This is a genomic window from Gordonia amarae NBRC 15530 (genome assembly GCF_000241345.1).
Lineage (GTDB): Bacteria > Actinomycetota > Actinomycetes > Mycobacteriales > Mycobacteriaceae > Gordonia > Gordonia amarae.
Genome location: NZ_BAED01000040.1, coordinates 1 through 12,042, shown reverse-complemented (window position 1 = coordinate 12,042; position 12,042 = coordinate 1). Strand labels below are relative to the sequence as shown.

9 protein-coding genes are annotated in these 12,042 nt (G+C 66.6%); 2 read left to right on the top strand and 7 right to left on the bottom strand.

The features are described from left to right. Positions 1-49: 49 nt before the first annotated feature. The gene (locus GOAMR_RS10380) at positions 50-436 is read left to right on the top strand and encodes a PPOX class F420-dependent oxidoreductase (protein WP_050942675.1); all 387 of its coding nucleotides are present in this window, start codon (positions 50-52) and stop codon (positions 434-436) included. Here GOAMR_RS10380 and GOAMR_RS10375 read toward each other — a convergent pair. The 4 genes from GOAMR_RS10375 to treZ form a co-directional block, all read right to left on the bottom strand. Then, positions 433-1,182: a carbon-nitrogen hydrolase family protein gene (locus GOAMR_RS10375; RefSeq protein ID WP_005186781.1), complete on the bottom strand. Its 750-nt coding sequence runs from the start codon at positions 1,180-1,182 to the stop codon at positions 433-435. The two genes, GOAMR_RS10380 and GOAMR_RS10375, sit on opposite strands and share 4 nt — an antisense overlap. A gap of 121 nt (positions 1,183-1,303) precedes the next feature. After that, the gene (locus GOAMR_RS10370; protein WP_005186778.1) at positions 1,304-1,801 is read right to left on the bottom strand and encodes a DUF8820 family protein; all 498 of its coding nucleotides are present in this window, start codon (positions 1,799-1,801) and stop codon (positions 1,304-1,306) included. 41 nt (positions 1,802-1,842) lie between these two features. Continuing rightward, positions 1,843-3,054, bottom strand: coding sequence for a DUF6745 domain-containing protein (locus tag GOAMR_RS25545; RefSeq protein WP_040514946.1), 1,212 nt, complete (start codon positions 3,052-3,054; stop codon positions 1,843-1,845). Positions 3,055-3,304: 250 nt separating this feature from the next. Next, positions 3,305-5,074: a malto-oligosyltrehalose trehalohydrolase gene (gene treZ, locus GOAMR_RS10360; protein WP_005186768.1), complete on the bottom strand. Its 1,770-nt coding sequence runs from the start codon at positions 5,072-5,074 to the stop codon at positions 3,305-3,307. Between the two features lie 47 nt (positions 5,075-5,121). Here treZ and GOAMR_RS10355 point away from each other — a divergent pair, with 47 nt between their 5' ends. After that, a complete protein-coding gene (locus tag GOAMR_RS10355; protein WP_005186767.1) occupies positions 5,122-5,784 on the top strand; it encodes a nitroreductase family protein in 663 nt (220 codons plus the stop codon). Positions 5,785-5,789: 5 nt separating this feature from the next. Here GOAMR_RS10355 and GOAMR_RS10350 read toward each other — a convergent pair whose 3' ends face one another. The 3 genes from GOAMR_RS10350 to glgX all read right to left on the bottom strand — a co-directional run bounded on the left by GOAMR_RS10350 (position 5,790) and on the right by glgX (position 11,949). Continuing rightward, the gene (locus GOAMR_RS10350; RefSeq protein WP_005186766.1) at positions 5,790-6,704 is read right to left on the bottom strand and encodes a CE1 family esterase; all 915 of its coding nucleotides are present in this window, start codon (positions 6,702-6,704) and stop codon (positions 5,790-5,792) included. A 158-nt stretch (positions 6,705-6,862) separates the two neighbouring features. Further along, the gene (gene treY / locus GOAMR_RS10345) at positions 6,863-9,208 is read right to left on the bottom strand and encodes a malto-oligosyltrehalose synthase (protein ID WP_005186765.1); all 2,346 of its coding nucleotides are present in this window, start codon (positions 9,206-9,208) and stop codon (positions 6,863-6,865) included. After that, entirely contained in the window at positions 9,208-11,949 is a 2,742-nt protein-coding gene (gene glgX / locus GOAMR_RS10340; RefSeq protein WP_005186763.1) for a glycogen debranching protein GlgX, read from the bottom strand. Before glgX ends, treY begins: the two co-directional genes overlap by 1 nt. Positions 11,950-12,042 lie beyond the last annotated feature (93 nt).

The following is a 12,042-nucleotide window of genomic DNA, read 5'->3' as shown; positions in this document are numbered from 1 at the left end:
CGTTCTGGAGTATTGACATCAAGCGGACTTGAGGTCCTACGGTGGTGCTATGCCTTCTTTCGGAGATTCCGCGCTCGATGACCCCGCCGTTCTGAAATACCTTGAATCGCAAACACTTGGACGTTTGGCGACGGTCGACAAGTCGGGCGCACCCCAGAACTCCCCGGTGAGTTTCCGAATCAACCAGGAACTGGGAACCATCGACATCGGCGGCTACACGATGTCGACGAGCCGCAAGTACCGCAACCTCGCGACCAACGATCGCGTCGCATTCATCGTCGACGACGTATTCTCGGTGCGGCCGTGGAAGGTGCGGATGGTCGAGATCCGTGGCAGAGGAGAGCAGGTGCCGGGCACATCCTCGGAACCCGGCCACGACGACGCCCTTATCCGCATCCACCCCGACCGCGTCATCGCATTCGGCATCGACGACTAGTCTTGCCGCCGTCGTGTGGCTATCTGCGTACGGCATCCGCTGACGTCACCGACCGCAAATTCGCCGGGGCCCGCACCGGCGCAGGCCAACCGCCTCCGGTCCGGGGACCAGATCGATGAATTGCCCGCCGTCGACGAATAGCCCTCGCCAGTGCTGCCGGCGAAACTGGCCATCACCACCGCCACTCCGCACTCGGTCGTGATTGACCGAGCACGGCGTTCTTGTTCGTCAAGTTCATGATCGTGATGAACGACGCCGCACGCGTACACGTCGATTCCCGCGTCGGCGAGCGCGCGCGTGTGTGCGTCGTCGCCGGTCTCCTTGCAGATCGCCAGCCCGATCCGCCACCCCCCGACGTCGATGACGGATGGGCCCAGACCAGGAATGAAGTGCTCGTTCTCAGCGGCCCCGAGACTCGACTTGATATGCGCCACCGACACACCTGAAGTGTCAACTCGCAGCATCGCGATCGCCTTCCCGTCTCGATACGTCACAGGAGCCCCGACGACTGCCACGGCGTCTGTGCGCGCGCACGCGGACACGATCGCGTCAAGCGCGGCAGCATCCGTGTCCAGCGAGAAGGGTAATGTGTCGTAGTGGTATCCCGTCAGCGAAAGTTCAGGAAACACAACCAGATCCGCATTGCAGGCGTCGACGGCGCGAGCGTGTGCACGCACGGTCGACACCAGATCGGTGACCTCCGGTTGGGCGGCCGCAACGCGCAGCGTCGACCGTCGCGAGTTCATAGACCCAGTGTCTCCTGTCGCAGGCCACTTGTCAGTGCCGGTCCCGCGTCGTCAACGTCGTCCAGCGAATTGGATATCGCGACATCTGATCCGCAGGACGAGAATCACGACGCGGGGAAGGTCAGTCCTCGACGTAGGTGGTCCAGTCGATGGTGTGGGGGGTGTTGCGTCCGCGGGGGCGCGGGCGCAATGGCTGGTGCCGCCGGGGCACCGACTCTCGTTGGCGGCCTATGACGTAGCGACCCGGGGCGATGCCGCTGGCGCCGTGTTCGGGGTGGATGAGGTAGGCGACGGTCCCCGCGTCGAGGATGCCGAGCGCGAGTGCGCGACGGTCGAAGACCGGCGAGTACCAGGTGCAACATCCTTGGTCGGCCACCAGGCTATGGGGATTGCCGCCGCTGGCGCTTCGGAGTAGTTCGATACCTGATGCCGGGACGCTGTCGGCCCGCGTCCATGTCATGGGCATGACGATGCCGGTGAGGAGCCGCTCGGGGACGACGATCAGATCGCCTTGGGCCTGTAGGCCGTCGATGACGGGGATCGTCACGCTGGTGTCGAGGTGGTCGAGCACGTCGCGTCCGGAGAGTTCGGTCAGGGTGGACAGTGTCAGTGAATTCATGTTGTGTACCTGTGGTTGTCGAGAATGATGGGTTTGCGGGGTCAGGTGCGGCGGGTGAGCCGGGCATAGTCCGCGCCGCTGATGCCGTAGGTCCAGCCCGCGGCATCCAGAGCGTTGGAGACGTCCCCCGGTACATGCAGTCCGTAGCGGCGACGGTGTCCGTCTCGCTCAAGAGATCCGTTCTCCACCAGCAGAAGTCGTTCACCATTGAGCCAGGCGAGCGGGGTGGAGTACAGGGAGAGTCGCTGTCCGGGGTTGCCTGGATCGGGTGCACTGTGAATCAGGGTGAGGTCGGCGGCGGCGAGATAGCCGTCCCAGCCCAGCCGTTCGATGGCGCACCGCCGGATCTCGATGTTGGGTTCGTTGGCGATGCGTTCGACAGTGGGATCGTCGAGCACCCATTGCGGCACGATCGTGCCGTGGAGTGCGAATACCTGTTGACCATCTGCGAATTCGATGGCCGGGCTGCCGTGATGGTGCAGCCGCCGTTCACCGTGCAGGCTGCCGGGGATCGATTCGGTGTGTAGTGCAGTGGGCCGATCGGCCATGATGCAGACGTCCGGTAGTGCCCACCACCAGCCGGTGGATGCGGTGACGGCGGCAAAGATGTCGAGAAAGTGGTTGTCGTCGGACCGGAACGTTGTCAGTCCGTGTCGGCGGAACGCGTCGTAGTGGGCAAATCGATGACCCTCGTGCTGGCCATACCAGGTGACGACGCCGATGCGACCGGGCAGCGATGCACGGATCGGTGCCACCACGCTGTCGATCAGGCTGGCCTGCAATGACTCCCATACCGTTGCCTCGATGATGTGGCCGGGTGGAGCACCGGCGCGAGCGGCTTCGTCGGGTGGGTGCAAGCGCGTTGTTTCGGTCGTCGTGAGTGCTTCCAGCCAAGCCATGTCACGGCTGCGCAGCCGTGCGTTCATGCTCTTGGTCGCTGCTGCCACGAGCTCGGCGATCTGGCCGCTCGGACTCGCGAAGACATCCGCAGCCAGTGTTGATACACCGAGTGCTGCAACGGTTTCCACTCCTGACCGCGGTGAGGGCAACCATTCGAACGAAGGCCTTCGGCGACCGCACCGTGCATAGATCTCCGACACGGCGGATTCCGCGTTGAGGCGGTCGGCGGGTGAGGTGCACAGGCCATGTGCGAGCCATTCGTCACGGGTTGCGACTATCGCACGAGCCAGATCAACTGTGCATGGTGGTTCTTCGGGGATAACGACCCGTGAACGGGTCCGTGCGGCGCTCACGCGACGGTGGCGGTGTCCGCCTTTCCTGTAGTCATAGCGTTTCACAATACTCGGTCGCCCGATTCGCGCAAGGGCCCGACTGAGTCCTGTACCGCGCTGATTGAGGTGCGAGGTCGCCCGGCGACCGAGCCTCGAATCCGGCGCGACGACAGTGTCGGCTCGCCAGGTTTCGAGGCTCGCAGGCTCGCACTCAACCGGCTGTGGGGATCACTGGCTGCGGCCCACAGGTTGGCAGGCCAACCGCCGGGTGTCAGCGTCGCTGACCGATGGCGACGGTGTGGGCGGCCAGCGCCAGGACGGAGCCGGTCTCGTGGTAGTCGCCCCAGGCCAGGGCGACGCCGAGCTGGATCGGAACGCCCACTGGTGCGGTGCCGAGGTTGCACACGATGCTCCACGCGCCCCGGTGCATCGCGAACCACTGTGCACCGGTGTCGTAGGTGACCGTCACGGATTCGAACCGATTGTCGGAGAGATCGGGTTCGTTGTGCCGCAACGAGATCAGGGATCGGTAGAAGTCGAGCATGGCGGCGTTCTCGGGCCGCGACGGCTCGCTCCAGTCGAGGACCGAGCGCCGGAACGTCTCAGGATCCTGTGGGTCGGGGACATCCTCTGTGTGCCAGCCGTGTTCGGCGAACTCGGCCCGGCGACCGTTGCGTACCGCGTCGCCGAGTTCGGGCTCGGGATGGGAGGTGAAGTACTGGAACGGGGTTCGCGCCGCCCATTCCTCGCCCTGGAACAGCATCGGGGTGAACGGGGACAGCAGCACGAGTGCCGCTTTGATGGCGAGTTGCCCGGAATCGAGGTAGGCGGTCGGTCGGTCGCCGATGGCGCGGTTGCCGATCTGGTCGTGATCGCAGGTGTACACAACGAGCCGCGATGCGGGCACCTGATCGACCGGGATGGGCCGGCCATGGTGTCGGCGCCGGAACGATGAATAGGTACCGTCGTGAAAGAAGCCGCCGCACAGCACCTTTGCCAGACATTCGAATGATCCGAAATCGGCATAGTAGCCCTGCCGTTCGCCCGACACCGCGGTGTGGATCGCGTGATGCACGTCGTCGTTCCACTGGGCGTCAAGTCCGAGACCCCCACCGTGCCACGGGGTGATGAGCCGCGGATCGTTTAGGTCGCTTTCGGCGATCAACGACAGCGGCCGCCCCAGCTCCTGCGACAGTTCGGCGACGCGGACCGACAGTTCCTCCAGGATGTGCACCGCCCGGTGATCGATCAGCGCGTGCACCGCATCCAGGCGCAGGGCATCGGCACCGAAATCGCGCAGCCACCGCAACGCACTCGCCACGATGTAGGCGCGCACCTCGTCCGAGTCGGCGTCCGCGAGATTGATCGTCGACCCCCAATTGTTGGCTCCGCCGGTGAAATACGGGCCGAACGTCGGCAGGTAGTTGCCGGACGGGCCGAGATGGTTGTACACGGCGTCCACGATCACTCCGAGACCCCGATCGTGGCAGGCGTCGACGAACCGGACGAAACCATCTGGGCCGCCATACGGTTCGTGGACGGCGAACCAGCCGACGCCGTCGTAGCCCCAGCCGTGCTCACCGTTGAAGGCGTTGACGGGCATCACCTCCACGAACCCGACGCCCAGGTCGACGAGATGATCGAGCCGTTCGATCGCCGCATCGAACGTGCCGCCCGGCGTAAAGGTGCCGATGTGCAGTTCGTAGATCACCGCACCGTCGATCGGCCGCCCCGCCCAGGGCGCCGGAGCCGGGGGAGTGTGTACCTGCGACCAGCCGTGCACACCGTCGGGCAGCCGCAGCGACCGTGGGTCGGGGACCGGGTCACCGCTGTCGACAGCGAACGCGTAGCGGACCCCCTCGGCGGGCACGCGCAGCTCCGCGGAAACGTCGCCGGGGACTGTCCACCAGCCGTCGCCGTCCTTGGCGAGCGCCACGACACACGATTGCAGATGCAGGTCGATCTGTGCGGCGACCGGCCCCCAGACAGCGATGTCGGCGACGGTCTCGGGTACCAGCGGATGCTCGGATGCGGAACTCACGGCTCTCACGCTATGCGTACCCGGCGGTGGGCGCACGAGTTGGCGGAATGGCACCGGCCGGGTCCGCGTTGCACACCCCCATGATGCGCAACCACACGACCGCGACGCCCGACGGCCTCGCGACCGTCCCGCTGCTCGATCTGCTGGCGAACCGCTTCTCCGCGTCCGATTTCGACCCGCACCACGAACTCGATGCCGCGGCCGTCGACGTGCTGCTCGACGCCGCACGCCGCGCCCCGTCGGCGGGCAACTCCCAGCCGTGGTCGTTCATCGCCGGCAGACGCGGTGATCGGGTGCACGACGCGCTGGTGCGTCACCTCGCGCCGAGCACCCGCATGTGGGCGCCCCGCGCCGCGCTGCTGATCGCGAACCTGGCCCACCGGTACATCGACACTGACACCGCCGGCGGTACCGAAGAGCTGATCGAGTATTCGGAGTTCGCCCACTACGACCTCGGGCAGGCCGTCGCCCACCTGACCGTCCAGGCCGCGTCGATGGGCCTGTCGGTGCACCAGTTCCGGGCCTTCGACCGGGACGCGGTGGCCGCCGAGTTCGAGGTGCCCACGACGTGGGAGGTGGTCACGATGGCGGCCATCGGGTATCCGCACGGCGACTCGCCCCGGGTTCCCGCCGGCGGTCATGCCTCCTCGACCGCAGACCGTCGATCGGTCGCCGACGTCACCTGGGCCGCTGCGGCGCACGGGTTCTAGATGTGTCAGCGATGCTTGCTGAGCAGGAACGAGATCACCCGCCGGTCCAGCGCAGGGCCGTTCACGGTGAGCCCACCGGGACCGGTCGGGTGGTCGGCGCCGATCACCACGGCCGACACGACCTCGCGCTGTCCGCTGCCGTAGCGTGTCACGATCGTCCGATAGGGGTCGGGACCGGCTGGGACGACGGTCCTCGACGAAGGGCGGCCACCGGGGATTCCGTTGGCTCCCAGCGCCGCCGACACCGTGGCGGTGCCCACGAACAGTGGGGCGAAGCTGTCCCTGTCGCCGTGGACGACGAACGTCGGCAATGGCATGCCGCCGCGGGCCCTGCGGGTAGCCTCGCCCGTCGGGTCAGCCGCGAACGGCATCCCGGCGCTCGTGGAGATACCGGCGAACAGTTCCGGGTACAGCGCGGCCACATCCAGCGCCATCGCGCCCCCGGCCGAATGACCGGCCACATACACCCTCGCGGGGTCCGCCTTCAGATCGCGGATGCTACGGCGCACGATCCCGGCGACGATCGATGCCTCGCCGGATCCCCGAATGAGGTTGGCCGGATCGACGATCCGCCACGTACCGGCCGGATCGGCGCGCAGCGACTGCCGGGGTGCCACCACCGCGTAGCCGAGCCGGTCCGCCTCGATGAGCAAGGTACTGGTGCGGCGTAACTCGCGCGGGTCGCCGTGCCGGACCCTGCTCGCGCCGTGTAACCAGACGATGAGTGGCCGGCCGGGACCGAGCGTGCGGGGCACATACACCTGGAATTCGCGCGTTCCCGCGCGGGTGGTGAGTGAGCCGGTACGCAGGTCTCCGGTGGCCCGCGGTTCGCCGGGCGCGACGGGCGCCGCGGTAGCCGGGGTGACCGTGTAGCACAGGGCGGCGACGACCGTGATGAACGCGACGATGAACCTTCGCATGGATCCCCCTCGTTTTCGGTACGGAGTCGAGCATGGCATGATTTCGATACCACAAGGTATTCAATCTATGGAATGTTCCGCTGCCGGGCGATCGACCAAGTGTTTACGGATATGGACGAGGACACAGCACGACGCCACTTCCTCGAAGTGTCCGGCGTTCAGGTGCGTTCGAGGATCGCGACCGGGGAATGCGCGCGAAGGTCGGACAGCAGTGCTGTGCCGGTGAATGTGCCGCTGCCTGCGGCATCGGTCCAGGTGCCTTCCGGCAGCCGCACCGTGGTGTCCGACGGGTCGAGCCGGTGCGTGCAGCGGGCGGTCACCACCACCACGTCCGACGTGTCGCCGCAGCCGCGGGCGAAGGCGATCACGTGGCTCGCGGCGGGACCGTCGGTCGGGAGCGGCAGGTAGGTGCCGCCGGGGCCGAATGCCGCCGGATGACGACCACGGACAGATAGCGCGAGCCTCATGAGTTCCGTTTTCTGGTCCGCGGGCCGCGAGTAGTCGACGGGACGCCGGTTGTCCGGGTCGACCAGCGAATCGTCCCACCACTGGGTGCCCTGGTAGATATCCGGCACGCCCGGCCCGAGTGCGGCGATCACCTTGCGTGACAGGGATTCCTGGATCCAGCCGGGGGCGATCAGGCCGACGAAGGCACTGATCGTCCCGGCGACGGGGCCGGTGGTGACTGTGTTGATCCAGATGCTCAGGCCGGTCTCGAAACCCTCGTCGACGGTCATCCACGAGGTTCCGATTCCACCTTCCCGTGCGGCCTTGCAGGCGTAGTCGCGCAGCCGGCTCCGCAGCTCGGCATCGAGAGCCGGTGCGGGCGAACCCGCATCATCGACCGGCCACACGCCGACGATGTTCTGCAGCAGAAAATATCCGGTCAGCGGCTCCGGTGGTGGGGCATTACGCCACACCTCACGCACCAGCATGCTCCACCGGCCCGGTACCTGCGCGATCATCGCGATCCGGGCCCGCACGTCCTCGCTGCGTTTGGTGTCGTGGGTCGAGGTGGCGGTCAGCGCCGCCGGCCAGTCACGGGCCCGAGCAATATTGGCGGTGTGAAACTCGTTGGGGGACAGCGACGGGTTGGCCGGATCGCCACCCACCTCCTGCGCCGACAGCAGCCGCGCGGTCCGGTAGAAGATACTGTCCTCGACGCTCTTCGCCGTCACCGCACCGCACGTCTGCGCCAGCCGCGACGACACCCGCCCCGGCAGGGCGGTCAGTTCCGCGATGGCCGCGAGCGCATCAGCCAGGTGCGGGCGGTCGGCCAGCACCCGGTCCGCGGCATACAGCAGGCGCTGCCGCAACGACGGATAGTCGGCCCGGTACACACCGAGCCCGGCGATCAGCTGGGCTGTGGCCTCGGCGATCTCGGTGTCCGGGAGGCTCCGGCCCTCCGGCAGCGACGACGCGATGGCCCGGACGAGCCGACGATGTTCGGCGGGAAACATCTCGGTGAGGGTGAGCAGCTTGCGGGAATGCTCGGCCTCTGTGATCCACCCGGAGTCACCGGGATTCCCGACGACCCGATCGTGGATCTCGGCGAGTTCGACCACCCCGGCGGACGGGGTGAACACGGCGTCGATGATGCGCAGTTGCTCGTACCCGGTGGTGCCGTCCACCGGCAGCGTCGGCTCCAGCGGTTCGTCCGGCGCCAGGACCTTCTCGATGTAGATCAACCGGTCCTCACCCAGGAGTTCGCGCAGTTCCCGCAGATAGTCCTGCGGATCCCACAACCCGTCCGGATGATCGACACGCACCCCGTCGATGAGGTCGGCCATCAGCAGCCGTGCGATCCACTCATGGGTGGCGGTGAACACCCGCGGATCTTCCTGCCGCAGGCCGGCGAGCTCGTTGACGGTGAAAAACCGCCGGTAGCCGACGATCCCGGAGTTCCACGGCACCAGCCGGTAATGCTGCCGCTCATGTACCTGTGCGGGCGTTCCGTCGCCGGTGCCCTCGGCCACCGGAAAGGCGTGATCGAAATACCGGAGCACCGTGCCGCCGGCATCGAGCGTGAAATCGGCCGGATCGGCATCGGCACCGAGCACCGGCAGCGCGATCTTGCCGTCGGCGCCGTTGTCCACGGAGAAGTCGACGTCGAAGAAGTCGGCGAACTCCGAACCCGACCCTTTCGCCAGCAGATCGGCGAACCATGGGTTGGCCATCGTGTCGGCGACACCGGTGTGGTTGGGGACGATGTCGACGATGATCCCGAGGCCGAGTGCGGTTGCCGCACCGCGCAACCGGGTCAGCCCCTCGATACCACCGAGAACCTCCGCCACCTGCGGCGGCGGCACCCAGTCGTAGCCGTGCGTCGAACCGGGCATCGCGGTGCCGATCGGCGACAGATACAGATGCGACACACCGAGTTCCGCGATGTGCGGCAGCACCGCGATCAGATCGTCGAAACCGAAGTCCGGCGTCAACTGGACCCGGTAGGTCGCCACCGGAGGCCCGCCCAAATACGACCCGCCTGCGGCAGGGGCGACCATCAGGCCGTCTTCCGCAGCACCAGCACCGACCTGCCCCGGACCGGCAACGGCTGCTCCGCCGACGCCGTCACCGAGGTGTCGCCGGTGGGATGCGCCGAATCAAGCACACCCTCCCAGTTCAGCCCGTACCACGACGGCGGCAGATGAAAGTCGATCGTGTCGTGGTGGGCGTTGAAACAGATGAAGAAACTGTCGTCGGTGATCTTGCGTCCGCGCGTATCGGTCTCACCGATCCCGTCGCCGTTGAGGAACACCGACAGCGACTTGCCGAAACCGCTGTGCCAGTCGTCGGTGGTCATCTCCTGTCCCGCCGGGGTCAGCCACGCGATGTCGAGGGTCTGGTCGCCCCAGCGGATCGGCACCCCGGCGAAGAACCGCCGCCTGCGCAACACCGGATGTTTGGTGCGCAACGCGATGGCTTTGCGGGTGAAGGTCAGCAGGTCGCAGTTCTTCTCGGCCAGCGACCAATCCATCCACGCCAGCGGCGAATCTTGGCAGTACACATTGTTGTTGCCGTGCTGGGTACGCCCGATCTCGTCGCCGTGGGCGAGCATCGGGGTGCCCTGCGACAGGAACAGGGTGGCCAGGACGTTGCGTTGCTGCCGGGCCCGCAGCTCCAGGATGTCCGGGTCGTCGGTGGGTCCTTCGGCGCCGCAGTTCCAGGACCGGTTGTGGCTTTCGCCGTCCCGATTGCCCTCGCCGTTGGCCTCGTTGTGTTTCTCGTTGTACGACACCAGATCCCGTAGCGTGAACCCGTCGTGGGCGGTGACGAAGTTGATGCTGGCCAGCGGGCGGCGGCCGGTGGCCTCGTACAGATCCGATGATCCGGTGAGCCGGGAGGCGAACTCGCCCAGCGTCGCCGGTTCACCCCGCCAGTAATCACGCACCGTGTCACGGTATTTGCCGTTCCACTCCGTCCACTGCGGCGGGAAATTGCCCACCTGGTAGCCGCCCTCGCCGATATCCCAGGGCTCGGCGATCAGCTTGACCTGACTGATCACCGGATCCTGCTGCACGATGTCGAAGAACGCCGAAAGCCGGTCCACATCATGCAATTCGCGGGCCAGTGTCGAGGCCAGGTCGAACCGGAAACCGTCGACATGCATTTCCAGTATCCAGTACCGCAGCGAATCCATGATCAACTGCAGCGTGTGCGGGTGCCGGGCGTTGAGGCTGTTCCCGGTGCCCGTGTAGTCCATGTACATTTCCCGGTTGTCGTCGACGAGCCGGTAGTACGCGCGGTTGTCGATGCCGCGGAAGTTGATGGTCGGTCCCATATGGTTACCCTCGGCGGTGTGGTTGTACACCACGTCGAGGATGACTTCGATTCCGGCCTTGTGGAATTCGCGCACCATCGCCTTGAACTCGGTGACCGCCGACGCCGGTCGGTCCGGGTCTGAGGCATATTCGATGTGCGGGGCCAGAAAGCCGAATGTGTTGTAGCCCCAGTAGTTTCGTAGACCCTGGTCACGTAGCACGGTGTCCTGCATGAACTGGTGCACCGGCATCAGCTCGATCGCCGTGACCCCGAGTTCCTTCAGGTGATCGATGATCGCCGGATGGCACAGTCCCGCATAGGTTCCGCGCAACTCCTCCGGGATGTCCGGGTGGGTGGCGGTCATGCCCTTGACATGAGCCTCGTAGATGATCGTCTGATGGTAGGGGTGGCCGGGGCCATGATCGTTCTGCCAGTCGAAGTACGGATTGATCACCACCGACAGCATCGTGTGGCCCAGCGAATTGAGCTGGGGCATAGCAGGATTGCCGGTGTCCCCGGCGGCTGCTGCCGGTTCCTCGATCGCCTCCGGCGCGGCGTCGGCCGGTACCGCATCCTCCGCCGGCGATACGCTGGAATCGGCTGCGGCCTCAGGGGCCTGCGGAGCATCCGCGCCCTCGGTGGCGGCCGTCGCGGCGGTGGCCGGTGCTGCACCCTCAGCGAGCGAAGTGCCGTCGGCCGGTTGCGCGGCCGCGCCGTCACCGACGGCGGGCGCCCCCACAGAATCGACACCAGCAGGATCGACACCAGCAGGATCGACACCAGCAGAATCGACACCAGCAGGATCGGTACCGGCAGATTCATGGGAGACGGGTTCGGCCGGGACCACGTCGGCGGCGGACTTGACACCCCCCGCATCCGGGCCGGCCGGCTCTGCCCCGGTTCCGGGCGACGTGGCGGCGCCGTCGGCACCTGCGGACTCCGCGGTCTGCCCGGACTCGGGAATCCACGAGATCACCGCGTCCGGAGACGACTGCCCGTCGGTATCCGTGGGCTCCGCGACCGAATCGGCATCGTCGGTCTCGGGCCGCGGCTTCTCCGGCAACCGGTACGAGAACAACGACGCGTCACCGTCGAAATCACCGTGAAAAGCCTTGCCGTACGGGTCGAGCAGCAGTTTGCTCGGATCGCAGCGCAACCCCGCCGGCGGATCGTACGGGCCGTGCACCCGGAAACCGTAGAACTGGCCGGGACCCACATTCGGTAGATAACAGTGCCAGCAGTAGCCGTCGACCTCTTCGAGGCGGATGCGGCGCTCGTTGCCGGCGCCGTCGATCAGGCACAGATCGACGGCGGTCGCGACCTCGGAGAACAGTGAGAAGTTGGTGCCCGCACCGTCATAGGTGGCGCCCAGCGGGTACGGGGTACCCGGCCACACCTGAATGGGCGGGGGTTCCGGGGCGGCGGTGTCAGCGGGTTCGCCGGGCCGTGCAGGGTCGGTCAGTCCTGCGCTCGGTGCATCCATGCGAGAACCCTATCGGTGATGACCGGACTGGTCATCTCGACCAGCGCATCTCACTCGCCGGTCTTTCTGCCCGCGTCACCCGGCGCGGCTACC

Coding starts and splice junctions, on each gene's coding strand:
- GOAMR_RS10380 (WP_050942675.1), top strand. CDS start 50: ATGCCTTCTTTCGGAGATTCCGCGCTCGATGACCCCGCCGTTCTGAAA.
- glgX (WP_005186763.1), bottom strand. CDS start 11,949: ATGGATGCACCGAGCGCAGGACTGACCGACCCTGCACGGCCCGGCGAA.
- GOAMR_RS10375 (WP_005186781.1), bottom strand. CDS start 1,182: ATGAACTCGCGACGGTCGACGCTGCGCGTTGCGGCCGCCCAACCGGAG.
- GOAMR_RS10355 (WP_005186767.1), top strand. CDS start 5,122: ATGGCACCGGCCGGGTCCGCGTTGCACACCCCCATGATGCGCAACCAC.
- GOAMR_RS10350 (WP_005186766.1), bottom strand. CDS start 6,704: ATGCGAAGGTTCATCGTCGCGTTCATCACGGTCGTCGCCGCCCTGTGC.
- GOAMR_RS10370 (WP_005186778.1), bottom strand. CDS start 1,801: ATGAATTCACTGACACTGTCCACCCTGACCGAACTCTCCGGACGCGAC.
- treY (WP_005186765.1), bottom strand. CDS start 9,208: ATGGTCGCCCCTGCCGCAGGCGGGTCGTATTTGGGCGGGCCTCCGGTG.